The organism is Aquirufa sp. (assembly GCF_044239315.1).
In the GTDB taxonomy this organism is placed as follows: Bacteria; Bacteroidota; Bacteroidia; order Cytophagales; family Spirosomataceae; genus Aquirufa.
In genome coordinates this window covers 38,145-64,752 of sequence record NZ_JBIIBQ010000007.1, presented here as the reverse complement: position 1 = coordinate 64,752, position 26,608 = coordinate 38,145, and the positions used below count along the sequence as shown (strand labels likewise).

Genomic DNA, 26,608 nt, shown 5'->3' with positions numbered 1-26,608 from the left:
GAAAAAATTTAATCGTATATTTCGGTATTCGTCTTGAAAACTATGACATTATTGAGCAAGCGATTTGGGTTTCTGTTACTCCTAGCCATCGGGAGCATTTTTGCGTATACCCGCTGTTCAGATACGCAAGCGCAGGAAACCGCGATGCCGGATGTCATTGATTATAACTACCACATCCGACCGATTCTTTCCGACCGTTGTTTCAAATGCCATGGGCCGGATGCGAACAAGCGAAAGGCTGGCCTTCGATTAGACACCCCGGAAGGAGCATACGCCGCCTTCAAAGATAATCCTTCTATGCGTGCCATTGTTCCAGGCCACCCAGAATCTTCAGATGCTTTCCAACGATTAATCACGAAGGATACCTCGTTAAGAATGCCTACGATGAGTTCGCATTTAACAGTCTCCAAACATGAAATTGACCTCATCGAAAAGTGGATCAAACAAGGGGCCGTTTACAAACCACACTGGGCCTTTATCAAACCCGTAAAATCGAAATTGCCTGATGCAGATGAGGATTGGGTGCGCAATCCGATTGACTACTTCGTCTACGCAAAAATGGCGGAGAAATCGTTAAAGCCTAGCCCTGAAGCATCGAAAGAGCAGTTATTGAAACGAGTTTGTCTTGATTTAACTGGCCTGCCGCCGACGCTCGAAATGCAGGATCGTTTCCTAAAAGATGACAGCCCGCAGGCCTACGAAAAGATCATTAACGAGCTAATCAGCAGTAAACATTACGGCGAAAAAATGTCGATTCAATGGCTGGATTTGGCGCGCTATGCGGATTCGCACGGCTACCAAGATGATGGTTTGCGAACCATGTGGCCGTGGAGAGATTGGGTAATTCACGCATTTAATTCAAATTATTCGTATGCTAAATTCGTCACGTGGCAACTAGCCGGCGACCTAATGCCTCGGCCGTCTAAAGAGATGCTACTCGCTACTGGCTTCAACCGCAATCACAAGATTACGCAAGAAGGTGGGGTGATCGACGAAGAATACCGCGTGGAATATGTGAACGATCGGACGAATACTTTTTCAAAATCTTTCCTTGCGCTGACCTTCGAATGCGCGCGCTGCCATGATCACAAGTATGATCCTATTTCGCAAAAGGACTATTACAGCACCTATGCCTTTTTTAACCAGGTGCCTGAAAAGGGATTGTTTGGGACCATCGACGCCTCGTTTGCGGATCCCCCTAATATGTCCATATCGACTAAAGACGTGCAATCGATTCTGAAATTTATTCATAAAAAAGATACCGCAACCGTCGACGTCATGGTCATGGCAGATTCCAGTAAACATCGGCCTACCTACGTCTTGTCGCGCGGGAATTACGATATGCCTGGGCCTGAGGTTGGTTTTGGATTGCCAAAAAGTATTTTACCTTTCACCCCTGCCAAGTACGGACAAAATCGCCTTGGCTTAGCGCGTTGGGTAGTAGATCCTGCAAACCCACTGACATCTCGCGTGTTTGTTAACCGCATGTGGGCACAGTTTTTTGGGCGAGGCATCGTGAAAACGGTGGGCGATTTCGGAATGCAAGGAGAACTTCCTACCCATCCGGAATTACTCGACTGGTTAGCTGTTGACTTCCAAAGTCACGGTTGGAATATCAAACGATTAGTCAAACAAATCGTGTTGTCGGCCACCTACCAACAAGCCTCCACAGTTAGCTCTGCTTCCATAAAAGTCGACCCAGAAAATATCTATTTGTCGCGCATGTCCCGTATACGAATTCCGGCTGAACAGATTCGGGATCAAGTATTAGCCTCTGCTGGTATCTTAAATAAAGAAATTGGTGGTCCAAGTGTGAAGACCTACCAGCCTAAAGGCTTGTGGGAAGTAGCCACTTCTGGTAGAGGATCATTGATGAATTACATCCAAGACCACAACCAAGATTTATACCGCCGCGGTATGTATGTGTTCATTAAACGTACGGTCCCACCGCCTACCATGTTGATTTTCGATGCGAGTAATCGCGATCAATGTGAGGTGCAGAGAGGTCGAACGAATACCCCATTGCAGGCTTTGGTGATGATGAATGATCCACACGTTTTGGAAAGTTCGCGCGTCTTAGCCAGTCAATTTTCGCGTGAAAAAGGAAGCCTTGAGGATAAATTAACGCGCGCATTTAGGCGCATTGTTTGTCGAGCTCCGAAAGACAAGGAACTCGCGATGCTGAAAAAATACTATGAAGCCGAGCAAGCCTCTTGTGTTCAAAATCCGAAGAAAGTTCAGAAGCTCATGAAGATAGGGGAATACAAACAGGACAAGGCGGCGGTCACCGGATCTACGGCGGCGATGATGCTGACGATTCAATTAATTTATAACCTAGAGGAGGCCATCATGCGGGTATAATATGGAAAACGAATTCTTTAAAAATCGACTCAATATTACGCGCCGCCATTTCTTCGGTCAGGCGGCTGCGGGCATAGGCGGACTAGCCCTAGGTTCCTTGCTCGTGCCCGATTTATTCAAAGGCGATGCCTCCGCGCAATCATTGCCTTTAGGCGTTGCACACTTTGCCCCTAAAGCAAAACGCGTCATTTACCTATGCCAAAACGGTGCTCCCTCGCAATATGAGAGTTTCGATTACAAGCCCATGCTGAACAAAATGGCCGGGCAGGATTTACCGGACTCGATTCGTGGGACCCAACGGCTCACCGGAATGACGGCATCACAAGATAAATTCCCGCTCGTCGGTTCGTATTATAATTTCAAACAACACGGAAAATCGGGTACCTACATCAGTGAAATATTCCCGCACATAGGCTCGATCGCGGATGACATTTGTGTGATTCGCACGATGAGTACCGATGCCATTAATCACGATCCGGCATTGACCTTTTTGCAAACGGGAGCTCAGGTAGGTAACCGCCCGAGTATGGGTGCCTGGATGTCGTATGGCTTAGGAAGTGAGAACAAAAACCTACCTGCTTTCTGCGTGTTACTTTCGCGCGGACGCGGAAATGGACAGGGTGTTTATTCGAAGCTTTGGACGAATGGATTTTTAGATTCGACGCATCAAGGTGTGGTATTTAGCAGTTCAGAGGATCCCATTTTATATTTGAATGATTCGGATGGAATCGATAAGGCCGGTCGCCGCAGAATGCTGGACCAGCTTGCGGAATTAAACCACGAAGGTTTTGCGGAGAATAAGGATCCGGAAGTAGAAGCCAAAGTACAACAATACGAAATGGCTTACCGCATGCAGACAGCGGTTCCGGAATTAACGGATTTATCAAAAGAGCCAGACCACATCATCAAAATGTATGGACCGGAATGTTTAGTTCCGGGTACTTATGCGGCGAATGTTTTGCTAGCGCGTAAACTTTCCGAATCGGGCGTTCGCTTCGTGCAAATTTACCACCAAGGTTGGGACTCTCATGGCAATTTGCCACAAGAAATGGCGATGCAAGCGCAAGATGTAGACCGATCTTCAGCAGCACTAATTACAGATTTGAAACAGCGCGGATTATTAGATGAAACGCTGGTAATTTGGGGAGGGGAATTTGGTCGTACGAATTATTGCCAAGGGAAATATACGGTAGATAATTACGGCCGCGATCACCACCCGCGTGCCTACAGTATTTTCATGGCCGGCGGAGGCGTAAAGGCGGGATCCGTTTATGGGGAGACAGATGAATTGGGCTATAACGTCGTGAAAGACCCGGTGCACATCCATGATTTCCATGCGACGGTACAGCATTTGATGGGGATCAATCACGAACAATTGACTTACAAGCATTTGGGCCGTCGTTACCGATTAACGGATATCGCAGGGAATGTTTTACCAGGATTAATCGCGTAATGGGGAAAGTCGAAAAGATAGGGAATTTGATTTTGTGGGGTCTCCAAGGCTTCCTCGTTTTCCTATTAATTTTCCAATCAAGCTTTGCATTGCCACTAGTAGGTATCGGCCATTTGCATCCTCTAATTTTACACTTACCTATCGGCTTCGGGGTTTTATTGCTAGGTCTTTTCGCCATCAAAAATCAGTTGCCTTCCTTCGAAGTTTTAGCTGAATTTCTGTTATTAATTACCGCCATCTTTTCCACCATTACAGCCATTTTTGGTTTGTTTTTGGCCAAAGAAGGCGGCTTCGAAACGAGCGCTTTGGACTGGCATCAGTGGTCGGGAGTCGCGGTATCATTTCTATATTTTGTTTGGGTGTTACTTCGCCGAAATCTCCTCATAGGAGCTGCGCTTGGATTCGCCGCCTTAGTGGTGGCCGGACACACCGGAGCGAGCATAACGCATGGGGAAGACTATTTACGTTTTGGGGAGAAGGCGACAGAAATCACCTCAGAAAGTGTGGTGTTTGAGGACATTGTCCAACCCATTTTAAAAGCCAAATGTGAGTCGTGTCACAATGACCAAAAGACAAAAGGCGCACTCAAAATGAATAGCATTGCGAACCTGATGAAGGGCGGAAAACATGGCGCGATTTGGAAGGCCGGGGATGCGTTAAATAGTCACCTCATTCAGCGAATCAAATTGCCCATGAACGCGAAGGAGCACATGCCTCCTCTGGGTAAAGCGCAGTTGACTCTTGACGAAATTACGATCTTGACTTTATGGGTAAAAGAAGGGGCTTCTTTCGATAAGAAAATGGGTCAGTTCAGTGCGGATTTTCAGAAACTACTACAGCCTAATACCCTAACAGCAAACACAAAATCGTACGATTTTTCAGCTGCGTCGGAATCATCCATCGAATCCGTGAACACCCCGTATTGCACGGTGTATCCAATCGCAAATGAGTCCCCCGCATTGCAGGCAGATTTTTATGTAGCGGCAAAATTTGATCCCATAACGCTGTCTAATTTATCGCAAGTCAGCGAGCAGTTAGTAGGCTTGCAGCTCTCGAAAATGCCCATCACGAATGAATCGCTGAACCTTGTTTCAAAGTTCTCTCATCTTGAAAAATTGAACCTCAATTTCACGTCTATAGACGATGCAGGAATAGCACAATTAGCTGGCTTAAATCACTTAGAGCAGTTGTCTGTGTCGGGAACGAAAGTAGGGAAATCAGGGGTATCGAAATTGCTTGCAAAACTCCCTGCCTTAAAGGAAATTCATGTGTGGAGCACGAACCTTTCAACGGCAGATTTAGGGGCTTTACGTAACCAATTCCCAAAGGTATCATTCGATGCCGGCTACATTCCAAAGGAGGAAACTTTGCAGATCAATCCACCCATTTTAGTGAATGAAAATCTGATTTTAAAACCCGGAGAAAAGCTCAACTTCAAACATACCTTGCGTGACGTGTTGTTCCGCTATACGTTAAATGATTCCTTGCCCGATAGCTTACGTAGCCCGGCAACAAAGGCATCGATTGCCATCACGAATTATGCGAAGGTACGTATCTTGGCCACTAAGCCCGGCTGGCTTGCCAGTAAGCCCATCGACATGCGGGTGTACAAATCTCAATTCATCCCAGCCCGCATAGATCTACTAACCAAGCCAGACCCTACCTATCCTGCGGCAGGCGGTGCCAGCTTATACGATTTTGTGTTAGGCGCTCGAGAGGTGAAAGGTGTATCCAATTATTCTTGGCTTGGATTTAAAGAAACAGACTTCGATGCGGTCGCTACCTTTGCGCAGCCGGCGCCCATCCATGGTGTAACCCTCTCCTATTTAGAGCGAACGGATTCAGATGTTTTCCCTCCGGTGAAGGTGGAAGTTTGGGCAGGGGAATCGCCAGATAAATTGCGTTTGATTACCACTGTAAAACCTTCTCAACCTAAAGAGAAAAATGGCTATTCTCCACGTGGAATTAACATCCCGGTTACCGGCATAAAGGCAAAATATTACCGCATCAAAGCGGAGCGATTAAAAAGAATGCCGGCCTTCGTAGACAACAAGGGAAAGGGCGCTTGGTTACGGGTGGATGAATTATTGTTTTATTAATCAATGCATTTTACCCTTTTCCGTGAGTAAGGCATACGCCTCCTCCCAACTAGGAATGGTCTCCGATTCATACCCATAGGTAGGACCCGTCGCGATTTGATAAAAGGCTTTCATGGCTTTAAGGTGCGCTCCACTTCGCATGAAATTTAGCATAAGCTCCCGGCTCTCCCAAGCGGTAATCGTACATTGGTATTCGTGCACCTTTTTAACTTGGCTATGGAGAATTCCCGGCGCTGTTTGGGCTTGACGAAATGACGGAATGGCTAAAAGCCAAAACCGAAGGTAAGAGAAGAATCCTTTAGGCTTTAAACCAGTGAGTGAGATATACATAGCCTATTTGCCGTTCCAGCCGTCTTTAATACCATTTATTAAATCATCTGAGCTCCCTACTTCATAGCCAAACAATCCGGCAACAACAGCTAGATGAAAAATTAATACCGCTTTTTGCCACATGGGACGCTCTTTCCACGGTTGATCCTGGTCAAATGGATCAAATGCTAAAGCAATTCCGAATCGAGTAGCAGCCTCTAAAGCCGAGTGTTTCACAAACAATTCATAAAGCCCAAAAAGGACGAAACCGATGTACAAGTATTTGTTGAAAGATGATTTCATGGTGGTTTATTTACAACAAATATATTTGCAAAAATTGAATTTGTAATCACCCTATATATGTCTTTCCAAGCCTATCTCGATAACATTCAAGCTAAAACAGGAAAAAGCCCTGAAGATTTAAAATCACTCGCTGAACAAAAAGGCTTTCTAAAAAACGGTCAACTGGTTGCAACTGTTAAAGCGACCGACGTGACGAATTGGTTGAAAGAGGTATTCGATTTAGGCCACGGACACTGTATGGCGATTTGGGCTTTATTTAAGGGAAAGAAGGATTAGTGGTAGTGAAAATGGCATTTGATTATTCAGCGTGATGATAATCCCAAACAAAGAAGCACCTTCGAAAAGGTGCTTCTTACTTAGATAACGATTACTTTGGTCGATAAATCGCTCCGGTTGCGAAATCGACAATGGCACCTGGCCAGAAAAGGAAAACATCGGCAATCAAAGCTCCAGCTCTAATTTCTCTGGCTGGCTGACCTACAGCAGGTTTTGTTCTTTGATACTCAGTCACTCTTCCTCCAAAAACGGTGGCGCAAGAACTCATAGAGGCTAAAATTGCTAAAGCAAAAAGCGATCTAGTTAAAGATTTTTTCATGTGGTTAAATTTTGTGAACCACAAGTTAAAATTTATTTACACATTAAGCTACGACTTAACTGTTAAAGTTGAACCCGAAATCACAACTGTTAAGCTCGTCAAACCCCTATCAGCTGGCCCATTTAACAATGACCCATTGGCGCTAAATGTGGACCCGTGAGAAGCACATAAAAAAGAACTTGTGGAACTATTGTATACCACCGTTGCCCCTGCATGAGGACAAGAGGAAGAAAAGGCCAAAAAGCTATTGGCTGTATTTCCTGCGGCAGTTCGAATGACGATAACCCCAGTTTTGGCAACAAAGTCATTAACGTTCTTTAATTCGGTAGCTAGATTTACCGTCACTCCTGATGTATTCCCACCTGGAATTGTATTATTAGCAGGCGTGACTGGCTCGTCTTTAGCACAAGCCGCGGCCATACATGCAACACAAGTGACTGCAAGGCCCCCTGTTAATTTATTTAAAAACTCTTCGCGATTAATTTTCATCTAATTAGCTGTTTATCAGACTTTAAACAAGAAATCCCGCTATTTGTTTCGAAAAAAGCTACCTCGCGATCAATAATCGTCATTCGTCTTATTTAAAATAATTCTAAATAGTGTTGTAGAATTCGCATTCACTACTTACATTTGTGCTCTATTTAAAATTAGTCTAAATAAAATCTGAGTGAAAAACCGCCTTCTAGCCTTCTTATTCATACTTCCTTTCTCTTCTATTGCACAATTAGGGGCTATTTCGGGGCAGATTACTTCCGAAACAAAGGAGCCACTTCCTGGAGCCACTATTGCGCTCGTAGGTACAGTACGCGGAGTAGAAAGTAATGCAAAAGGCAATTATATTTTGAAAGGATTAAAGCCTGGTCAGTATACAGTCAAAGTGAGTTTTGTAGGTTATAAACCCCGCCTTGTAGAAGTCACGCTAAATGAAGGCGAACAGCGCGAAGCAAACATTTCTTTAAGTGATGTGACAGAACTTCAAGGCGTTTCGGTTTTTGCCCAATCAGGGGTAAAAGGGAACACGTTTTTACCAGAGGTAAACGAATACACTATCACGGCTGGCAAAAAAAACGAGGTCATCCTGCTCGATAACCTGCAGGCTAATTTAGCGATGAATAATTCCCGCCAAATCTTTTCTAAAACTCCCGGCATATCGGTTTGGGAAAGCGATGGTTCAGGCATCCAATTAGGAGTGGCGTCGCGAGGACTTTCGCCTAACCGGTCCTGGGAATTCAATGTGCGTATGGACGGTTACGACATCACCCCAGACCCAATGGGTTACCCAGAGGCCTATTATACCCCACCAATGGAAGTAGTCGACCGCATTGAAATTATTCGGGGGGCAAGCTCTCTACAATATGGACCTCAGTTTGGAGGGCTAATGAATTTTGTCCTTCGCAAGCCTGATCTTTCGACAAAGCTGGTGGTTGAAAGCCAAAACACCACCGGAAATAATGGCCTCTTTAGCTCCTTTAATTACCTAGGGGGAACAGCTGGACGTTTAAGTTATACCACCTACTACCAGAAGAGAGTAGGAAATGGATGGCGCCAAAACTCCTATTTTAATACGGATCACTCGCACGCAGAGTTATCCTACGCGGTTTCCAACAAACTTAAGTTAGGGGCCCAGCTGACCTACATGTATACACAAAGTCAACAAGCAGGCGGTTTAACGGACGTAGAATTTGCCCAAAATGCCCAGCAAAGCAAGCGCGCCAGAAACTGGTTTAGCAACCCCTGGTTCATCTATGCATTGACTGCTGACTATGTTATTAATACAGAATCGAAACTAAGTTTGAAGTATTTTGGGACCACGGCTGAACGCAATTCGGTGGGTTTCACAAAGGCCATAACGGAGGTTGATCTTATGGGAAACAGACAAGTAGACCGAGATTATTACCAAACAAACGGCATGGAATTGCGCTATCTACTAAACTACCGCCTAGGGTCTTGGAATAATACGGTGGCCACAGGTCTTCGGTATTTCGGCGGTGAAATGAAAAGAAAGCAATTAGGTGTGGGAAGCAATGGAAGCGGTATGGATTTTGATATTCAAGGATTGTATACTCGGGATTTGGTCTTCCATAATACCAATTATGCTGCTTTTGCGGAGACGATTCTGAGACCATCAGATCCTTTGCTTGTGACAGTAGGTGCCCGTTTGGAACAAATCGAAACACATATGACGGGACAATCTGGTCTGAGCATTACTGGTTCGCCCATCGCGGCCATACCGAGTAGCCGAGGACGATCATTCGTCTTACTAGGCGCAGGAGCAGAATATAAAATCAGCACCAACACAAAACTGTACAGCAACATTGCGCAAGCCTATCGCCCTGTTTTATCCTCCGATTTGTTGCCTCCAGCGACCACAGACGTGATTGACCCTAATTTATCAGATGCAAAAGGTTATAACTTTGACTTTGGCTATCGAGGAGAGATAGGAAATTACCTGACTTTTGATATCGATTATTTCCACCTTGACTACAACAATCGTGTGGGAACAATTGCGCAAACTGCTGCTGATGGAAAAATTTATCAATACCGTACAAATCTAGGTCATTCGGTTTCCAAAGGCGCAGAGGCTTACATCGAATTTAGCCCAACGACCGCATGGCTGAAAAATCAACGCTTTGGAAACATCTCTTTATTTGCTTCAGTGGCTGCGATTCGCGCACGGTATTTGGACTTCAAAACAACATCAGTCGTAAACGGCAAAATTGTCGAAGGAAACCTAGCAGGTAAGCACGTGGAAAATGCCCCTGATAAAATCAATCGCTACGGAATTACCTATTCTAAAAAAGGCTTTTCATTGAGCTGGCAAATAAGTGACATTAGCGAAGCGTTCTCAGACGCGAGCAACACCGTTACTCCTAATTCCGCAGCGACAACTGGCCTAATTCCAGCGTATCAAGTGCAGGATATCTCGGGATCCTATAAATTTAAAAAGTATGCCCAGCTGAAGTTTGGCGTAAACAACTTAACGGATGCACGCTATTTTACGCGTAGATCTGGCGGTTATCCAGGTCCAGGAATTCTGCCGGCAGACGGCCGAACCTGGTATGTAGGTTTGAATGTGAAGTTTGTAAACTAGCTAAAATATTTTTCTATATTTACCTAAACCATTTAACCTACATATGAAAAATCTATTCGCTGGAATCATCTTCGTTATGATTCCTATTCTGGGATTTTCACAAACCAAAATCACTCCAGAAAATGCACTAAAAAGCTATTTAACTAATGGCGACGCTAACTACTCATGGGAATTAAAAGATTCCGCTAATCTAGGTAGCACTAAAGCCTATCAGGTATTGCTAACTTCCCAAAAATGGCGCGGCTTCAAATGGACGCACCAGCTCACCATTATCATCCCAGGAACTGTGCAATATGACGGTGCGCTGTTTTTTATCACGGGGGGAAGCAACAAAGATGAGCTGCCAAACTGGAGCAAAGACGACAAATTGTGGCCCGCTTTAGGTACCATCGCTATCAAAAACAAAGCCATTGTTGCGCTCATCAAGCAGGTGCCTAACCAGCCCTTTTTTGATGGAAAAACGGAGGATGAATTAATCACCCATACCCTGAATGAATTCCGAAAAGACCGGGATTATTCGTGGCCATTATTATTTCCGATGGTGAAATCAGCCGTGAAAGGAATGGACGCAGTTCAGGAAATTATTGCACAAAAAACGAAGCATAAAATCAACAATTTTGTCATTTCAGGGGCTTCTAAACGAGGCTGGACGACTTGGCTTTCAAGTGCGATTGATGACAAGCGCGTGAAGGCAATTGGACCAATGGTGATTGATATGTTGAACATGCCTAAAACTTTGAGCTACCAGTTTGAAACCTATGGGGAATACAGCGATCAGATAGAGGATTACGTTAAAATTGGTATCCCGCAAAGCACGGAATCTCCGGACGGCAAAGCCATCACCGCCATGGTTGACCCATATTCCTATCGAACAAAACTGACGGTTCCTAAAATGATTTTTGTGGCGACGAACGATCCCTATTGGACGGCGGATGCGATTAAACATTATTTTGACCAAATCCCCGGCAAAAATTTAATCCATTATGTCCCTAACGCGGGCCATGATTTAGGCGGGGGGAAACAGGCGCTAGAAGGATTGAGTGCTTTCTTTGGACTTACTTTACAAAACAAAGAGTATCCTGTAAGCACCTGGAATGTGGAGAAAGGAAAAGACGGATTTGAGTTAACCGTGCAAGCAAAACCGGAGGAATTAGTGGAGGCGGCGATTTGGGCAACCACCTCTGCGGATCGCGATTTCCGCAATAATTTATGGCTAACGCGCCGAGTGAAATTAGAAGGATCAACCGCAAAATATACCATCCCCTATGTGAAGAAAGGCTACCAAGCCTTTTACATGGACCTGAAATACAAAGATCCGAATGGCGGAACCTACACGGTAAGTACCCGCATATTTACGACAGATACAAACAATGTTTTATAAAAAGGGGGGCAATGAAAGCCCCCCTTTTTGTATCAAACCCTAAACAAAATAAAACTTATTTCTTTTGTGACGCAGCCACCTCCGCATTTAAAGTAGCTGGGTCGAACATGCGATAAATGGATACAATTTTGTCGTCTTTCCACCATAAAATCATATGAAGAGGGACCTTTGTTTCCATATTTGTATGCTTCCCTTTTCCACTCCATAAACCCCAATATCCGGTAGCGACTTGTCCATTATTACCTGTGAACGTTTTAAGATCCCCCGGCTTTAATGACATAGTTATATCGCTAAAAATGGTGTGAGTATACATATCCGCATTAATAAAGGCAGAGCGTCCTCCTGGACTAACTTTTACATTGTTTAAGCTATCAACATTCTGAGCAAAACCATCATACGCTTTAAGCGAATCTACAAATAATTCATGTGCAACTGAAGAATCCCCCTTCATATAGGACTCAATCAATTCTTTCACTTTGGCTGTTTTATCATCCGTAGAGATATAGCTCCCGCCTTCCATGTCCTTTGAAGAAGCATCGTCAGCCTTTTTTTCTGGTGCATTACAAGCAAACATCGTTGCAAGTACAATTAGGGATAAGAATAATTTTTTCATTTTGATTATAGTTTAAACAGGTGAATTATTTAGTTTTTGATGCTGCAACCTCTTCCATTAATGCAGTAGGATCAAAGTAGCGGTATTCTTGGACCACTTTATCGCCTTCCCAAACGAAAATAAGGTGCAAAGGACAGCTGATGTCTTTATTTGAAAATTTCCCTTTACCAGTCCATAATCCCCAAAGCCCAGTATGGACTCTTCCATCTTTAAATTCAAAGGTTGTAATCAAATCTGTTGGAATATTGATATTGGTAAAATAATCATGGTTCATGCGCTCATTAGCCGCAAAACCCGTTCTGCCACCCGGATTAGGAATGGTTTTCCCATTCTCTTGACGGTTCGCCATTTGGTCATAAATCTTAACAGTATCTACATAATACTCATAGATCTTAGAGGAATCATTCTTCATGTAGGCCTCAATAAGTTCTTTCACTTTTTGAGATTTGGCATCCTTTGAAGAAAATGTTCCGGTTCTTGGATCATCAGACGCAACAGCATCTGCCTTTTTTTCTGGTGATGTACAAGCAAACATAGTTGCCAATACCATCAAGGGTAATAGTAATTTTTTCATAATAAATAGTAAATTTAGAATAGTTGGTTTGTCAAATATAAGTATCATTTTGAAACTAAAAACAAATTCGGGATTATTTTTCCGATAATTAAAGCAACAAAAAAGCCCCCAGTATTTTACCGGGGGCTCTGAAAATCAAAAGAAGTAAGATTACTTAAATAATGAGGGATTCTTTAAATGACTTATAACTATCTATCATTTCATTGATATAATTCTCTTTATCATTTTTCATTCTAGTTTTTACAATTCCTGTATAGGTATCTCCCAAGTGATCGTAAAAAAAATCAGTGGTAAAAATGGCCATTTCTACCATGATGGGAAAGGTTTCCATTCCTTTTTCTTCTAGTAAATAGTGAACATTTTTCTTGTTTAATACCCCCTTCATTCTGCTTACAAACCCCGTTGACTCTAATTTCTTAAGTCGATTTGAAAGCATTTTGCTAGGCATTAACTCAGGAGCGGTTTTGAATTCATTAAAAGTGGATTTATGAAAAAATATCATATCTCTCAATATCAATAACGACCATTTGTCGCCTAAAACATCCAGTCCGGTAGCTATAGGGCACAAAGATCGAAACATATCCTTGTTGTTCTTTTTCATGTCGGTGCGCAAAAATAAGAATTGTTACTTAAATCCGATTTTCGCTAAACCCTTATGGCTAATCACAATGGCCTCTAAAGCTGTTTCGTTAAAGCAAGCGTCTTGCTCCACGAAATAATACTGCATTCCTGACAATTTTTTATTGTCTAAAACACGCTTGAAATCAATCTTGCCATTTCCCACTGGAGCGAAACGACCTTGATCATCCATATCTTTAACATGCCAAATCTTGAAACGACCTGGATAACGCTTGAAATAAGCCACTGGATCTGCCCCTGCTTTAGTCACCCAATATAAATCCATTTGGAAATTAACATACTTCGGATTGCAGTTCTCTAACAAATAGTCAATAGGTACAATTCCTTCTGCATCATTCACGAATTCGAAATCGTGGTTATGATACAGTAATTGTAAACCAGCCGCTTCACATTTCTCGCCTAATTTATCTAGGATTTGAGCTAAGTTTTTAGCCCCTCCTTTCATGGTCATTTTTCCCCCATCGTGTCCAAACAAACCCATTGGAGGGATAGGAACGACAAAATATTGGAATCCGGCTGCCTTTAAATCAGCGATTTGTTGGTCTACATTTTCGAAAGTAACCGAACTTTGGTGAGCAGAGATGGGCGTTAATTTCATCTCATCTAAAAGGGATTTGAAATCCGCCGGAGACAAGTTGTAAAACTTGCCATTATTATAACCCGCAGATTCTACGTTTACATAACCTGCTTGTGCTACTTTTTCTAATGTCGCGCGCGCATCTTTCATCGCATCGCGCACCGTGTACAAAGCTAAACCTCCAAAACGTTTTTCAGATTGGACTTCTTTATCAGATGGCTTAAAGGAAACCAACGACAACGCCATGAAGGCGCATACCGCTACAATTGATTTGATTTTCATAGGTACTGTTTTAAAATTTTTGTTGAAAGTTCAATTTAATGTATTTATTTGATAAAATGATTCGCAGTGGGTTATCGAAAGTTCAATAAAATGCGTTTGCGGTCCTCATTCTCCTTCACATTCTTATGATAAATTTCTACAAATACAATCTTAGATTCATCTGGAAAATGAGCGTAAATTAGTCTCAAACCAGAATTAATGCCACGCCCTTTTAAAGATTTACAAGCAATTTTCTTCACTTTAATAACACATGTGCTCAACCCTAAATCGCTTATTTCAAAACTGAAAGGTGGCCGTTCATCGGGTAAAACCGCCAATATCTGCTTTACCACCTCTAAATCCTCTATAATTGAACGGTACTTCTTTACTAAAAACTTTAGGTCTTTTCTATATTCCTCTAACTCCAGAAAAATCATTGTTCCTCATTCTCCTCTCCATAATTTCTAACAGAGAAAGGGGCCTCTCGGTAAAATGCGAGTTCATAATTGATTATTTCCCCCTCTTTAGACGCTATCCAAGGCATATCTTTGTGCGAGTATTGACTTATGGCCGCGGCAGACCAATCGCTCATTTGTTCAATCACACGATCAATCACTTCCGTTTCACTCGCTTTTAACTCTTTTAAATCTGCTTTAACTAGGGGTAAAAACCGCGTTTGGGCATAACCGCGATAAACTGTTTTTACACGTTGCAAATGCTCCTTTTCAATCATTTGTTGAATAAGAGTATCTAATTGTGAAGGGACAGGGCCAAACGGAAGTTTTCTATATTTTGCCCCTGTTAAATGCTCCTCATAAAGCTCATAATAGTTGAAATCTGCAAAATAAAGAAGCTTATTTAATACAGTTTCTCCCACATTGGGTTTGCCAGCACAGCGCTCTAATAAATAAAGTAATACGTTTTTACATTTTTCTACTTGAAACAACGGGTCAGAAATTCGCTCTTTTTTTGCCAAAGAAGGGGAGTCATCAAACACGAAATCAGGACTCAATTCAAAGTCTTCAGACATAAATTCGTCTAAGGAGAACCCTAATTGCAACGATAATTTATGTAGTTCTAGAACATCGACGCCTCTATTTCCTAATTCTATTTGGGTTAAAGAAGACCGTGAAATCTGAACGCTTTTTGCTAAATCTTCTTGAGATAAACCCTTCCTTTTTCGAAGCTCAGTCACGCGAAAACCAATATCTTTTTTTGTTAGCTTATCCTCCATCTCGATTTTGTTTTACTCTTTGGAATAAAACAAAGGTACACAATTGTTAGATAAAAGAACTATCAATTGTTTGATAACAAAACAAATAGTTTTCCCGCCTAAGCCATAAAATGCATGACTAAACTCTCCCATTCCTCCTCTAACGTATGTGACGGCCGCACTTTCTTCGCCCTCGCATACCAATAATCCGCATTCCAGCTGTCCCCTTCCTTGCGGTGCAAATAAGCATGTACCCAAGCTGCCTCCTCGCCAGCTAAAGAATCCACAAGATCATGTGCTGTTTTCCAGTCGCCTTTAGCGTCATACCAAAGGCTTTTTAAAAGCACGGAAAAATGTGCTGGTGGTAAAGGTTCTGTTAGTGATTCGTAGAAAGGAAATTTACTCATGTTTGAATAGGTTAATCGTATAATCTAACAATTCTTGCCCCCCTATTTCCCCATGACCAGGGATGACTAATTTAACAAATGGAAAAGCTTGCTTCACCTTCATTACCGTTCCAGACCAATCCTTCACATTTGCGTCCCCTAAAAACCCTTTTGTAGCTTGTATTTCTTTAATTAAACAGCCTCCAAACAGCACGTTTTCAGATGGAAAATAGCCTACTACATTGTCCTTTGTATGCCCCTCGCCTAAAAAAGTGGCGGTTGCGAAACTCCCTCCCACATTCAATTTAATCGTTTCTGTAAATCCATTTTGGGGATATGCCGTCTGATTAGCTTTCGCTAGATCTATTGTTTTATTATTGCCAAAAGATGGGATTTTGTGCGCATGAAACGCCGCTAAACCTCCCAAACAATCGTCGTGAAAATGGGTGGGAACCACGGCCTTAACTTTACAGTTTAACTTATTTTCAATGAAATTAATAAGCTCCTCAGCACCCTTGTCATTTGTGGGTGTATCAAAAACGAGCGCTTCATTTGCGTCTCTTGCAATCATCCCATTACAAGGGACCTTCCCAAAATCATTCGTTTGCAAATAAGAGGTATGCACAAACGCATTTGGTGCAATTTGAACAACTACTAAATCGGCCGATCGATAGACCTCAACGGGTAATTTCTGCGCCTTGACTGAGGCGCTAACCCAGAAAATAAGAAATAGAACACCTTTTAATTTCATAGATTTTCGCCAAAAGTAAGCAAATTGTGATCTGGGTCTAAGAGTGAAAACTCTTTTTGACCCCAAGGTTTATTCTCTAATGGCCCATTCGGATGAATGGGAATTTTCCGATCAATTAAATCTTGGTACAGCGCCTCAATTTCTGTTGTTCGAATATAAACCTGCCCATCATTTTCAAAAGGATTCAAATCTGTAAATTCAAACAAATGAAGTTCGATGGCCTCCTTCTTAAGTAAAAGATAATCCCCATAATCCCCCATTTCTGAAAAGCCCAAACCCTGAATATAGAATTGCTTCGATGCCGATTTATCGCGCATGGGGAGCTTAGGGATGATGGTTAATAACATAGGAAAGTCAATTTTAATTTCTCATAATATCTGTCTATCTGCCCAAAGTTAGAGAAAGCCAACGTATTTTATTAAATTTCATCTACCTAAACCTAATCAAATGAACAATCGCCGAGAATTTCTAAAGCAAAGCACAGGCCTTTTAGGCCTTTCAGTCCTGGATTTCACAGCTCCTGCTAAACCGCTATTATCCTTTTCAACTTTAGGTTGTCCTTCCTGGAATTTCTCACAGGTGTTACATCACGCCTCCGCAAATCAGTATGCTGGCATTGAGATAAGGGGAATTAAAGGCGAATTAGATCTTCCTTCGAATCCCCTATTTTCAGCATCTAACATCGCGAGTACGAAGAGAGAAGCGGCAGATGCAAAAATCAAAATAGTGAACTTAGGGTCATCTGCGAACCTGCATTTTTTAGATCCAGCGAAACGGCAAAAAAATCTGGATGAGGCTAAGAAGTTCATCGATCTCGCACATCAATTAGATTGTCCTTTTGTTCGTGTTTTCCCAAATGATTTGCCAAAAGATCAGGAGGAAAATGCCACGGTCGATGCCATCATAAACAGCTTGCGCGAATTAGGCAATCATGCGAAATCAAGCGGGGTAAAAGTATTATTAGAATCCCACGGAAAAGTTATCAAAAGCGACATGCTTTTGCACATCATGCAGTCTGCGAATCACACAAATGTGGGGTTAGTGTGGGACTTTTTTAATATGTGGTCGATCACGAAAGAGTCGCCGGAGCAGATGTATGCTTCTTTGAAAAAATACATTTTTCACACGCACATTAAAGATGCCATCCTAACGGAGAAAGGGGAAACGTATACGCTTTTAGGGGAGGGAAATTCCCCCGTTAGAGAAGCGCTACATGAACTAAAGGCGGGAGGATATCAGGGGTATTATAGTTTTGAGTGGGAGAAGCTTTGGCATCCAGAAATTCAAGAACCTGAAATAGCGATTCCACATTTTGCGAAAAATTTCACGAAATTGTGGATCTAAATTATGACATCTAAAGATAAACATACCTACGACGCCATCGTCATCGGATCCGGAATCAGCGGCGGCTGGTCTGCGAAGGAACTCACGGAAAAAGGGCTAAAAACCTTATTGCTTGATCGGGGAAGAGAGGTAAAACACGTCACCGATTATCCCACCACTTTAGCGAATCCGTGGGATTTACCACATCGCGGGCAGGTGCCATTAGAGCTGAAAAAAGAGTATGGAATTGCGAGTAAGAATTACATTTTTTCAGAGGCGACGTCTCATTTTTTGACCAAAGACGGAGAACAACCCTACATTCAAGACAAGCCATACGATTGGATTCAGGCCTACCACGTGGGCGGTCGTTCGCTTTTGTGGGGGCGACATACCCAGCGTTGGAGTGACTTTGATTTCAGCGGTCCTGACCGTGACGGCTTCGCGGTGGACTGGCCCATTCGCTATAAGGACATCGCGCCTTGGTATAGTTATGTGGAGAAGTTTGTGGGGATTTCTGGCAATAAAGATGGCTTAGAAACTCTGCCAGATGGCGACTTTATAAAACCCTATGAGCTCTCGTGTGTGGAGAAACATTTTGGCAAAGTAGTGAATGAAAAATTCCCTGATCGACATGTCATCATCGCTCGTACGGCGAACCTAAGTCAAGCAGATAAAATCCATACGTCAGTAGGAAGAAGTCAATGCCAAAACCGCAACCTCTGCGAACGTGGTTGTCCTTATGGCGGCTATTTCAGCAGTAATTCGGCAACTTTACCCGCGGCATATCAGACCGGAAATTTGACCTTAAAAACGCACTCGGTGGCCCATTCTATCATCTATGATGAGAAGAAAAAGAAGGCAATTGGAGTAAGGGTTGTGAATGCGCTGACACATGAAATGGAAGAGTATTTTGCTTCGATCATTTTTGTGAATGCCTCGCCTTTGGCAACCAACTTAATCCTCTTAAATTCCACCTCAGCTCGCTTCCCGAATGGACTAGGAAATGACTCCGGCATCTTAGGAACGCACATGGCCTTCCACAGTTACCGTGGCAGAATTACAGCTGAATACGATGGGGATTTAGACTACATAACCGCCGGGAAAAGACCTACGTCTGGATATATCCCACGCTTCAGAAATGTGTACAAACAAGAAACCGATTTCCTACGAGGCTATGCCAGCAACTTAAGTGCGGCACGTATCGTCGAAAATGCGTCCGATTTAGTAGGCGAATCTTTGAAAAATTCTTTGTTAGCCCAAAAACTAGGTAACTGGCACATCAACGTGGGCATGATGGGCGAGACAATTCCAAAAGCGCATTCGACCGTCCGATTGGACTCACAGCTGAAAGACAAATATGACATTCCACAACTACGCGTTTCGATCGGCTACGACGAAAATGATGAGAAGATGTTGACCGATTTCCATCAACAATTTACGGAGATGTACTCCGCGGCAGGCTTCCACAACATTCAACCCATCGATACGAAACGTCTACCAGGTAACGAGAATCACGAAATGGGTGGAGTACGCATGGGAAGGGATCCCAAAACCTCTATGTTGAATGCATTTAACCAAATGCATCACTGCAAGAATGTATTCGTCACAGATGGATCCTGCATGACATCGACATCGACACAGAATCCATCTTTGACGTATATGGCCTTAACCGCTCGCGCGGTGGATTATGCGGTGAAAGAGAAGAAACGATTGAATCTATAACTTAATCCCCCACGCTTTATTCAGTTTTCTACCAAGCAAGGCATTCGCCTCCGCATCATTGAACTTTTCCGATTTTGGGTTCCAGGCCAATGATTTTTTCGTCTCATAGGCAATGTTTCCAATGTTACAAATGGAGGCTGTTCGGTGGCCAATCTCCACATCACAAATAGGCATCGTACGATTGCGCATCGCAGACAAGAAGTCCTTGTAGTGATTTGTGCTTTCATACACATGCTTTTCAGAAGCGCCTATCACCCGATCCTTCAAGGCCGCATTCGATGTTTCCAACTTCTTCCGTTGCACGCGTAATGTACCCTCCGTACCCACAAACTCGATGGCATTATTCCATTCCCATGGCTGATGTGTCATTTTAATGCCGTTTGCGTAGGTATAGGTCAAAAATTCATTTCCATTCGTTTTAGGAGCATCCACTTGAACCGGTCCGCTTCCATCCATATCTAGTGCCCATTGGACAATATCAAACATGTGAGCGCCCCAATCCGTCATACCGCCTCCGCCAAATTCCTTGTATTTTCTCCAATTAGGGAACACGTCTTTTGAAATTGGAGGAGCTAATTCGGAATTAAATGCAACCGCGTCATTCGGTCCTAGCCACTTCGTAAAATCCAAACCCGATGGCAATGCCTCAGCACTTAAATCATAGGCTACAGGCGGTGGGCCTACATTCACTTTAATCGATTTCACTTCGCCTATATAGCCATTGCGTATTAACTCCGCGGTTTGTCTAAATTCTGGCCAGGATCTTTGCATGGATCCCGTTTGAAAAACGCGCTTGTATTTTCGTGTCGCATCCACCATCGCACGACCCTCTTTTACGGTCAACGAAAGCGGTTTTTCACAATAAATATCTTTGCCGGCAGCAGCAGCACGCACCGCCATGGCAGCATGCCAATGATCTGGACTTGCAATCACCACCCCGTCAATATTTTTCAATGCTAATAATTCTGTAAAGTCTTGGTATTGGGGAATTTCAGAATAAGTACCTAGGGTAGATGATTTGGAATAAATCTCTTTTACTCGATCTAAAAACAAGTTTGCCTTCGCTTGGTATACCTCTGATATCGCCGCAATTCGGACCTCCCCTGTGCTCAAAAACGAATTGGATAATCCCCTTCCCTGCTTTCCGGTACCAATAAAACCTAAGTTAATGAGATCACTTGGGGCTATGTAAGGAGATCCATCTGGACGAATCCCTCCCAAAACATGACGGGGAACAATGAAAAAAGAGCCAATGGCAAGACTAGATTTAGCAAGAAAATCACGTCTGTTAATCGATTTTGAACTTTTCATATTTTGCTTTTTTAGGTAGAGGTATTTAATATCTATTCGCTGTAACACGCTGAGGCTAAGCTAATAAAATTTAATGAGGTAGCAAGGTGTCGAATTGAAGTTTCAATAGATTTTTAGTAATTTTCAAAATGAAAAAATTAATTCTAGGTATTAGTTTGCTCTTTCTAGGTTGCCAAGAAAAACAGCGACCTAATCTAGCCAATACGCCTGAATTACAAAAAGCCTTGCAATCCATTCAGGTGTTGGACGGATTTGAATTGGAGCTTGTCGCAGCAGAGCCTCTAGTGGAAGATCCCGTGGCTATGGAAATCGACGAAGATGGCAATTGGTACGTAGCCGAAATGCCGGGCTACCCCTTAGACCTCAGCAAAAAGGGTCAAATACGAAAACTTATTGATACCAATGACGATGGCTATCCAGACAAAAGCATCGTCTTTGCGGACAGCCTTACGCTTCCCATGGGTCTTATGCGCTGGAAAAAAGGAATCCTTGTAGCCGACTCACCTAATATCCTCTATTTCGAGGATACCGATGGGGATCAGAAGGCGGATAAAAGAGAGGTCGTTCTGACCGGATTTTCTTTATCAAATCCCCAGCATAACATGAATACCCCGAAATTCGGGATAGATAACTGGATTTACTTAGGTCATTCGGGAGCGATCAACTCCTTTACGTATGAAGATATTTTTGGGGATAAAGGAAAAGAAATTACGTTCCCCAACAAACCCAATACCGCATTTTTACCCAAAAATGGAAACGGACGAAACGTTCGGTTTAAACCTGATTCCTATCAGATCGAATCACTCTCGGGTGAAACACAATATGGGCACACGACGGATCCTTGGGGCCGACGGTTTTACACCGACAACGCGAATCATTTATTCCATGAGGTTATCGATGCACGCTATGTCAATGCAAACAAAAACCTAGTCATTGCAGAAGCGATGGAAAAAATTCCAGACCATGGCAATGCATGTGAAATCTATCCTATTTCTGAGAGTCCGAATCATCAATTATTAACAGATGTGGGGGTGGTGACTTCTAGTTGTGGTATTACGTGGTATGATGGTGGGGCTTTTGGCAAAAACTATAATCAGGTTACGTTCGTGGGAGAGCCGGTACATAATTTGGTTCATGCCGATATTATTGAATCCCATGGTGCGACATTTAAAGGGAAACGCTTGGTGGAGAAAAAGGAATTTTTGGCTTCAAAAGATCCTTGGTTTAGACCCGTTAATTTTTACGTAGGACCAGACGGAGCTATGTATGTGGTGGATTATTACCGACAATTAGTGGAGCATCCAGAGTGGATGTCGGAGGAGGTAAACAAAAGTGGGGCCTTGTACAATGGCTCGACTAAAGGCCGCATTTACCGCATCACGAAAAAAGGAGCAAAGGCGATGGATTGGATGAAATCCGTGAAGTTATCTACTAAATCTTCCGAGGATCTTGCTGAACTACTAACCCATGAAAACGGCTGGTACCGTCGGACTGCGCAACGTTTATTGTTTGACCGGAAAGACAAATCCGTGACGCCACAACTAAAGAAAATTATTGATAGAGATCAAAAATTAGGGGCGGTACAGGCGCTTTGGTTATTGCATGATTGGGGTATGGTGGATGCCAAAGATCTAGCGAATGCACTGGGTTCTTCCACCGAGGGTATGCGCGAAAATGCCTTGCAGGTGGCCGATAGGCTTATCGATAAACCCGGCTTTGCGAAAAATGCCGACTTACAGAAACAGCTAATAGGCCTAGCAGATGACCCGTCTGCGCGCGTTCGATTCCAGTGGTTATGTTCGTCGAGCTATTTACATTTACCTAATTCCGCCACTTTGCGGGCTAAAATTTTAGCTAAAGATATAGAAGATCAATGGGCTGGAATTGCAGCGATTGCCGCCTCACAAGATACGGAGGAGGCATTACTAAAATCCTCCATTCAGACATTAGGCATGAGTCCATCAAAGGGGAAATCGACCTTTTTCAGTTACCTCGCAGCGACCCTGGTTAAGAAAGGGGATCCCGCATTCCTATCTTTGGCCATCGACCAAAATCCTTCGAATGACTGGTGGCAAGCTGCTATTTGGTATGGCGTTGCGACGCTCATCAAAGAAGCAGGCGTGCCTTTCCCGCTAGAAGAAAAACAAAAAGAGGCGCTGTTGGCATCGTTCATGCAAACAAACCAACCTGAACTGCGCACCTCTATTCTTTCGCTATTCAAATCCCTCGGGCTTCCTAAAAACGCGACCCAATTCGCGCGCGTGGAGCAGCGATTTAGCCAATCAAAAGATGCCCAATTTCAGCGAGATGCCTTGTCGCTGTTAGCCTTGCGTGGAGACGCAAAAACCCAAGCCTCATTAATCCAATACCTCTCTTCGAAAAGCCCAGTTCACTTACAATTAGGCGCCATCGAATCCTTACCAAATACCCTAGCTAAGACCGATTTACAAAAGATAAATGCCTATTATCCTTCGCTATCAGTTCCGGTAAAAAAAGCTTGGATTGCGTATTTACTGGAGCATGAAAATCAAGTGACCGCCTTACTCCAAGAGGTAAAGAAAAACAATATCAAACGCTCCGATTTAGAGTGGCCCCAAATTGTGGGACTCATGAATTATTACGATACGGGGATTAGAAGTTTAGCGCGTTCGGTCTTAGCGATTGCAGAAGATCGAAAGGCTATTTTGCAAAATTACCTGCCAGCGGCGGAGAAGAATGGAAATGTGGCGATGGGCCAAAAAGTCTTTGAGGCAAATTGCACTTCGTGTCATGCCATCAAAAATTTAAAAGGAGTAGATTTTGGCCCTAATTTAAATACGCTGAAGAGTAGAAACGCACTTTCGATCATTACAGAGATCATTAATCCAAACAATTCCATTGCCGATAAATATGGCCAATGGGACATAGAATTAAAGAATGGTACGCGACTAAACGGCATCATTACTTCGGAGAATGATCAAACCATCGCGCTAAAACTAATGGGAGGCGCCATTCAAAACGTTTCCAAATCCACCATAAAATCGAAAAAAGACTTGCGTGTTTCAGCCATGCCGAATGGGCTAGAGGCAAACATCAGCGTGCAAGCGATGGCAGATTTATTGGCATACATTAAAAAATAATCTAAACCCGCTTCAGTGTCAACCCTATTCAATCTCCTATGAAAATTCTCTCTCTTCTCGTTTTTGTCTCGTTCGCAGGACTCGCACAAAACACCTACAACCTCATTCCTTTGCCTAAAGAAGTTACACCTTCTACCGGCCAATTTACCGTCAAAAAGTCGACGACCATTGGTTTTTCACATGCCGATTTTGCTCCCGTAGCGAATTTATTGCAGGAGTATCTTCAAGGGGCCAGCGGATATCCAATAACATTAAAGTCAGCTAAATCAGCGTCAATTCAATTTTCGCAAAACAACATGTTAGGCGAAGAGGCATATACGCTTTCCGTCAATTCTTCTAAAATCAGCATTCAAGCAAAAACGGGCAAGGGCGCATTTTATGCTTTGCAAACCTTGTTGCAATTGATGCCTGCACAAGTTTATGCTGGATCGCCTTTGGCGGGAGGTATTTCAATTCCAAACGTTCTAATAAAGGATGAGCCTCGCTTTTCTTACCGCGGGTTGATGTTAGATGTGGGCCGCTATTACTTTCCGGTGGCATCGGTGAAGCGCTTCATCGATCTAATGGCCATTTATAAAATGAATACATTTCATTGGCACTTAACCGAAGATCAAGGCTGGCGCATTGAAATCAAAAAGTATCCATTGTTGACCTCCATTTCCTCTGTTCGCAAGGAAAGTATGTTAGGTCATTATAAGGACCAAAAATATGACGGCAAACCGCATGGTGGATTTTACACCCAGGAAGAAGTAAAAGACATTGTGGCCTATGCCGCTAAAAAATACATCGAGGTGATTCCGGAAATTGAAATGCCGGGACATTCTCAGGCGGTATTGGCTGCTTATCCGCAGTTCGGGGCGAATGCCGACAAACTTTATCAAGTGAAAACAAAGTGGGGCGTATCGGAAGATGTATTGTTTCCGCGGGAAGAAACATTTACGTTTTTGGAAGATGTGCTAACAGAAGTCATGGCTCTTTTCCCGGGTCAATACATACACATCGGTGGAGATGAGTGTCCCAAAACCCAATGGAAGGAAAGTAAGTTCTGCCAAGATTTAATGAAGAAATTAGGCCTGAAAGATGAGCATGAATTACAGAGTTATTTTATTCGTCGCATCGATAAATTCGTCACCTCAAAAGGCAAAAAATTACTTGGCTGGGACGAGATCCTAGAAGGTGGCCTTTCGCCTAACGCCATGGTGATGTCGTGGCGCGGAACAGCGGGGGGCGTAGAAGCTGCGAAGCAAAACCACGATGTGGTGATGTCGCCTAATTCGTATTTCTATTTGGATTACTACCAAGCAGATCCCAAAACGGAGCCCCTAGCTATTGGTGGCTTGTTGCCATTGAGTAAAAGTTATTCATTTGAACCGAATCTTCCAGAATTAACGGTAGAAGAAGCCAAGCATGTGGTCGGTATCCAAGCGAATGTTTGGACGGAATACATTAGCAATATTGCTTACGCTGAATACATGACCTATCCCCGTGCATTAGCGCTTTCCGAAATAGCGTGGTCTGCAAAAGAATCCAAAAACTATGCGGATTTCAAAAAGCGCTTGACCGGCCATTTGCCAGCCATGGATGCACTGAAAATCAATTATTCGAAAGCATTTTTAAGCCAACCGTAGAGGCTCTTTTGTTAGATAAATTTGTTGAAAAAATAATATGATTTTATTTTAGGTTTCAAAATGATACTTATATTTGATAAGTTTTTCACTCTAAAACCTGTAAAAAAATGAAAAAACAATTATTACTGGTTGCATTGACTTTAGTAAGCTTTGCGCCATTCGCTCAACAAAAAACAAATACCATGAATTCCGCTTTTTGGAAAGTTAAAGTGGGCCATTCTAACTCTTTTGTTGATGCGACCGAAACATTTTTAACTAAATTTTTTCCGGCAAAAGACGGTAAACCCCAAGTTTACGGATACAATATTACCGGAGGTAAACACCACGGCGAACAATTGTTTTTAAATAATGTAGGGAAAAGCTTTGCTGATAGAGATGTGGTAACTCCCTCTACTATTGATAATATAAGATGGGGTGAAAATTGGAACACAACTATTGCGCCCCATATTGAAAGTATGACCAGTGATATTTTAGTCTTTAAACCTGAAATGTCTAACATCGGCGCGGACGAAAAGGCTGAAAAATTTGTAAACACAGAATGGACGGTTACCAATAGTTCCAAAGCGTTTAATGATGTATTACTAAAAATGCCAAAAATTTGGAATAAACTAGGTAGAAAAATAGGAATTTGGGTGACATTTACGGGGGAAACTAGATATTATATCGTTAGATATTTGCCTAATGGATGGAAAGATTTAGATGATGCAAAAGATTCAGATTTTGCGGTTGCTTGGGATGAAGTTTATGGTAAAGGTGCTTGGGAAAAAGACGGTGTAATTTTTGCTAATGGATGGACTAGAACCGATCGTTTTATGATGACATTAAATAAAAGATTAACTAGTAAGTAAATACTTATTGGATATTAAAATAGGAAAAGGGGTCAATTGGGCCCCTTTTTC

25 protein-coding genes are annotated in these 26,608 nt (G+C 42.8%); 11 read left to right on the top strand and 14 right to left on the bottom strand.

The window, feature by feature from the left end; translation table 11 throughout:
- Positions 1-42 precede the first annotated feature (42 nt).
- Genes ACILP5_RS03965 through ACILP5_RS03955 form a run of 3 tightly spaced genes read left to right on the top strand, consistent with a single transcriptional unit; the run spans position 43 to position 5,913 of the window.
- Complete coding sequence (locus tag ACILP5_RS03965) at positions 43-2,361, top strand: PSD1 and planctomycete cytochrome C domain-containing protein (protein ID WP_395617365.1); 2,319 nt, start codon at positions 43-45, stop codon at positions 2,359-2,361.
- A 1-nt stretch (position 2,362) separates the two neighbouring features.
- On the top strand, positions 2,363-3,814 hold the full coding sequence (locus ACILP5_RS03960; protein WP_395617364.1) for a DUF1501 domain-containing protein: 1,452 nt from the start codon (positions 2,363-2,365) through the stop codon (positions 3,812-3,814).
- Positions 3,814-5,913: a c-type cytochrome domain-containing protein gene (locus ACILP5_RS03955; protein WP_395617363.1), complete on the top strand. Its 2,100-nt coding sequence runs from the start codon at positions 3,814-3,816 to the stop codon at positions 5,911-5,913. The genes ACILP5_RS03960 and ACILP5_RS03955 overlap by 1 nt, the downstream gene beginning before the upstream one ends.
- Here ACILP5_RS03955 and ACILP5_RS03950 read toward each other — a convergent pair whose 3' ends face one another.
- A complete protein-coding gene (locus ACILP5_RS03950; RefSeq protein WP_395617362.1) occupies positions 5,914-6,243 on the bottom strand; it encodes a hypothetical protein in 330 nt (109 codons plus the stop codon).
- A 3-nt stretch (positions 6,244-6,246) separates the two neighbouring features.
- A complete protein-coding gene (locus ACILP5_RS03945) occupies positions 6,247-6,525 on the bottom strand; it encodes a hypothetical protein (protein WP_395617361.1) in 279 nt (92 codons plus the stop codon).
- Positions 6,526-6,582: 57 nt separating this feature from the next.
- Here ACILP5_RS03945 and ACILP5_RS03940 point away from each other — a divergent pair, with 57 nt between their 5' ends.
- A complete protein-coding gene (locus ACILP5_RS03940) occupies positions 6,583-6,801 on the top strand; it encodes a DUF4287 domain-containing protein (RefSeq protein WP_395617360.1) in 219 nt (72 codons plus the stop codon).
- A gap of 91 nt (positions 6,802-6,892) precedes the next feature.
- On the opposite strand, the gene ACILP5_RS03935 is transcribed toward ACILP5_RS03940, so the two are convergent.
- Both ACILP5_RS03935 and ACILP5_RS03930 read right to left on the bottom strand, forming a co-directional pair.
- Complete coding sequence (locus tag ACILP5_RS03935) at positions 6,893-7,120, bottom strand: hypothetical protein (RefSeq protein WP_395617359.1); 228 nt, start codon at positions 7,118-7,120, stop codon at positions 6,893-6,895.
- A gap of 48 nt (positions 7,121-7,168) precedes the next feature.
- The gene (locus ACILP5_RS03930; protein WP_395617358.1) at positions 7,169-7,609 is read right to left on the bottom strand and encodes a ubiquinol-cytochrome c reductase iron-sulfur subunit; all 441 of its coding nucleotides are present in this window, start codon (positions 7,607-7,609) and stop codon (positions 7,169-7,171) included.
- Between the two features lie 178 nt (positions 7,610-7,787).
- Here ACILP5_RS03930 and ACILP5_RS03925 point away from each other — a divergent pair, with 178 nt between their 5' ends.
- Positions 7,788-10,211: a TonB-dependent receptor domain-containing protein gene (locus tag ACILP5_RS03925; RefSeq protein ID WP_395617357.1), complete on the top strand. Its 2,424-nt coding sequence runs from the start codon at positions 7,788-7,790 to the stop codon at positions 10,209-10,211.
- Positions 10,212-10,254: 43 nt separating this feature from the next.
- Positions 10,255-11,592, top strand: a complete 1,338-nt coding sequence (locus tag ACILP5_RS03920) for a PhoPQ-activated pathogenicity-related family protein (RefSeq protein WP_395617356.1) — start codon at positions 10,255-10,257, stop codon at positions 11,590-11,592.
- 55 nt (positions 11,593-11,647) lie between these two features.
- Here ACILP5_RS03920 and ACILP5_RS03915 read toward each other — a convergent pair whose 3' ends face one another.
- From ACILP5_RS03915 to ACILP5_RS03875, 9 genes are all read right to left on the bottom strand, one after another.
- A complete protein-coding gene (locus ACILP5_RS03915; protein ID WP_395617355.1) occupies positions 11,648-12,205 on the bottom strand; it encodes a hypothetical protein in 558 nt (185 codons plus the stop codon).
- Between the two features lie 25 nt (positions 12,206-12,230).
- On the bottom strand, positions 12,231-12,779 hold the full coding sequence (locus ACILP5_RS03910; protein WP_395617354.1) for a hypothetical protein: 549 nt from the start codon (positions 12,777-12,779) through the stop codon (positions 12,231-12,233).
- 154 nt (positions 12,780-12,933) lie between these two features.
- Complete coding sequence (locus ACILP5_RS03905; protein WP_395617353.1) at positions 12,934-13,380, bottom strand: winged helix-turn-helix transcriptional regulator; 447 nt, start codon at positions 13,378-13,380, stop codon at positions 12,934-12,936.
- Positions 13,381-13,404: 24 nt separating this feature from the next.
- On the bottom strand, positions 13,405-14,277 hold the full coding sequence (locus tag ACILP5_RS03900; RefSeq protein WP_395617352.1) for a sugar phosphate isomerase/epimerase family protein: 873 nt from the start codon (positions 14,275-14,277) through the stop codon (positions 13,405-13,407).
- 71 nt (positions 14,278-14,348) lie between these two features.
- A complete protein-coding gene (locus ACILP5_RS03895; protein WP_395617351.1) occupies positions 14,349-14,693 on the bottom strand; it encodes a hypothetical protein in 345 nt (114 codons plus the stop codon).
- Positions 14,690-15,490 carry a type II toxin-antitoxin system antitoxin SocA domain-containing protein gene (locus tag ACILP5_RS03890; protein WP_395617350.1) on the bottom strand — a complete coding sequence of 267 codons (801 nt, stop codon included), beginning with the start codon at positions 15,488-15,490 and terminating at the stop codon, positions 14,690-14,692. The genes ACILP5_RS03895 and ACILP5_RS03890 overlap by 4 nt, the downstream gene beginning before the upstream one ends.
- A 98-nt stretch (positions 15,491-15,588) precedes the next feature.
- Positions 15,589-15,876 (bottom strand): hypothetical protein, encoded by a 288-nt coding sequence (locus tag ACILP5_RS03885; RefSeq protein ID WP_395617349.1) that lies wholly within the window; start codon positions 15,874-15,876, stop codon positions 15,589-15,591.
- Positions 15,869-16,606, bottom strand: coding sequence for a subclass B1 metallo-beta-lactamase (gene bla, locus ACILP5_RS03880; protein WP_395617348.1), 738 nt, complete (start codon positions 16,604-16,606; stop codon positions 15,869-15,871). The genes ACILP5_RS03885 and bla overlap by 8 nt, the downstream gene beginning before the upstream one ends.
- Entirely contained in the window at positions 16,603-16,953 is a 351-nt protein-coding gene (locus ACILP5_RS03875; RefSeq protein ID WP_395617347.1) for a bleomycin resistance protein, read from the bottom strand. Before ACILP5_RS03875 ends, bla begins: the two co-directional genes overlap by 4 nt.
- A gap of 100 nt (positions 16,954-17,053) precedes the next feature.
- Between ACILP5_RS03875 and ACILP5_RS03870 the strand changes: the two genes are divergently transcribed.
- Entirely contained in the window at positions 17,054-17,950 is an 897-nt protein-coding gene (locus ACILP5_RS03870) for a sugar phosphate isomerase/epimerase family protein (RefSeq protein ID WP_395617346.1), read from the top strand.
- A 3-nt stretch (positions 17,951-17,953) separates the two neighbouring features.
- On the top strand, positions 17,954-19,651 hold the full coding sequence (locus ACILP5_RS03865; RefSeq protein WP_395617345.1) for a GMC oxidoreductase: 1,698 nt from the start codon (positions 17,954-17,956) through the stop codon (positions 19,649-19,651).
- Here the strand turns inward: ACILP5_RS03865 and ACILP5_RS03860 are convergent.
- Positions 19,646-20,962, bottom strand: a complete 1,317-nt coding sequence (locus ACILP5_RS03860) for a Gfo/Idh/MocA family protein (RefSeq protein WP_395617344.1) — start codon at positions 20,960-20,962, stop codon at positions 19,646-19,648. The two genes, ACILP5_RS03865 and ACILP5_RS03860, sit on opposite strands and share 6 nt — an antisense overlap.
- Before the next feature lie 128 nt (positions 20,963-21,090).
- Between ACILP5_RS03860 and ACILP5_RS03855 the strand changes: the two genes are divergently transcribed.
- The 3 genes from ACILP5_RS03855 to ACILP5_RS03845 all read left to right on the top strand — a co-directional run bounded on the left by ACILP5_RS03855 (position 21,091) and on the right by ACILP5_RS03845 (position 26,557).
- Positions 21,091-24,081, top strand: coding sequence for a PVC-type heme-binding CxxCH protein (locus tag ACILP5_RS03855; protein ID WP_395617343.1), 2,991 nt, complete (start codon positions 21,091-21,093; stop codon positions 24,079-24,081).
- 38 nt (positions 24,082-24,119) lie between these two features.
- Positions 24,120-25,709 carry a beta-N-acetylhexosaminidase gene (locus ACILP5_RS03850; protein ID WP_395617342.1) on the top strand — a complete coding sequence of 530 codons (1,590 nt, stop codon included), beginning with the start codon at positions 24,120-24,122 and terminating at the stop codon, positions 25,707-25,709.
- Between the two features lie 107 nt (positions 25,710-25,816).
- Positions 25,817-26,557, top strand: a complete 741-nt coding sequence (locus ACILP5_RS03845) for a hypothetical protein (RefSeq protein ID WP_395617341.1) — start codon at positions 25,817-25,819, stop codon at positions 26,555-26,557.
- Positions 26,558-26,608: the final 51 nt, after the last annotated feature.

Bases quoted from the DNA above. Each gene is read 5' to 3' on its own strand.
- ACILP5_RS03885 (WP_395617349.1), bottom strand. From the start codon at position 15,876: ATGAGTAAATTTCCTTTCTACGAATCACTAACAGAACCTTTACCACCA.
- bla (WP_395617348.1), bottom strand. From the start codon at position 16,606: ATGAAATTAAAAGGTGTTCTATTTCTTATTTTCTGGGTTAGCGCCTCA.
- ACILP5_RS03920 (WP_395617356.1), top strand. From the start codon at position 10,255: ATGAAAAATCTATTCGCTGGAATCATCTTCGTTATGATTCCTATTCTG.
- ACILP5_RS03860 (WP_395617344.1), bottom strand. From the start codon at position 20,962: ATGAAAAGTTCAAAATCGATTAACAGACGTGATTTTCTTGCTAAATCT.
- ACILP5_RS03950 (WP_395617362.1), bottom strand. From the start codon at position 6,243: ATGTATATCTCACTCACTGGTTTAAAGCCTAAAGGATTCTTCTCTTAC.
- ACILP5_RS03895 (WP_395617351.1), bottom strand. From the start codon at position 14,693: ATGATTTTTCTGGAGTTAGAGGAATATAGAAAAGACCTAAAGTTTTTA.
- ACILP5_RS03935 (WP_395617359.1), bottom strand. From the start codon at position 7,120: ATGAAAAAATCTTTAACTAGATCGCTTTTTGCTTTAGCAATTTTAGCC.
- ACILP5_RS03955 (WP_395617363.1), top strand. From the start codon at position 3,814: ATGGGGAAAGTCGAAAAGATAGGGAATTTGATTTTGTGGGGTCTCCAA.
- ACILP5_RS03845 (WP_395617341.1), top strand. From the start codon at position 25,817: ATGAAAAAACAATTATTACTGGTTGCATTGACTTTAGTAAGCTTTGCG.
- ACILP5_RS03940 (WP_395617360.1), top strand. From the start codon at position 6,583: ATGTCTTTCCAAGCCTATCTCGATAACATTCAAGCTAAAACAGGAAAA.
- ACILP5_RS03855 (WP_395617343.1), top strand. From the start codon at position 21,091: ATGAAAAAATTAATTCTAGGTATTAGTTTGCTCTTTCTAGGTTGCCAA.
- ACILP5_RS03930 (WP_395617358.1), bottom strand. From the start codon at position 7,609: ATGAAAATTAATCGCGAAGAGTTTTTAAATAAATTAACAGGGGGCCTT.
- ACILP5_RS03900 (WP_395617352.1), bottom strand. From the start codon at position 14,277: ATGAAAATCAAATCAATTGTAGCGGTATGCGCCTTCATGGCGTTGTCG.
- ACILP5_RS03910 (WP_395617354.1), bottom strand. From the start codon at position 12,779: ATGAAAAAATTACTATTACCCTTGATGGTATTGGCAACTATGTTTGCT.
- ACILP5_RS03915 (WP_395617355.1), bottom strand. From the start codon at position 12,205: ATGAAAAAATTATTCTTATCCCTAATTGTACTTGCAACGATGTTTGCT.
- ACILP5_RS03890 (WP_395617350.1), bottom strand. From the start codon at position 15,490: ATGGAGGATAAGCTAACAAAAAAAGATATTGGTTTTCGCGTGACTGAG.
- ACILP5_RS03875 (WP_395617347.1), bottom strand. From the start codon at position 16,953: ATGTTATTAACCATCATCCCTAAGCTCCCCATGCGCGATAAATCGGCA.
- ACILP5_RS03850 (WP_395617342.1), top strand. From the start codon at position 24,120: ATGAAAATTCTCTCTCTTCTCGTTTTTGTCTCGTTCGCAGGACTCGCA.
- ACILP5_RS03965 (WP_395617365.1), top strand. From the start codon at position 43: ATGACATTATTGAGCAAGCGATTTGGGTTTCTGTTACTCCTAGCCATC.
- ACILP5_RS03870 (WP_395617346.1), top strand. From the start codon at position 17,054: ATGAACAATCGCCGAGAATTTCTAAAGCAAAGCACAGGCCTTTTAGGC.
- ACILP5_RS03865 (WP_395617345.1), top strand. From the start codon at position 17,954: ATGACATCTAAAGATAAACATACCTACGACGCCATCGTCATCGGATCC.
- ACILP5_RS03905 (WP_395617353.1), bottom strand. From the start codon at position 13,380: ATGAAAAAGAACAACAAGGATATGTTTCGATCTTTGTGCCCTATAGCT.
- ACILP5_RS03945 (WP_395617361.1), bottom strand. From the start codon at position 6,525: ATGAAATCATCTTTCAACAAATACTTGTACATCGGTTTCGTCCTTTTT.
- ACILP5_RS03960 (WP_395617364.1), top strand. From the start codon at position 2,363: ATGGAAAACGAATTCTTTAAAAATCGACTCAATATTACGCGCCGCCAT.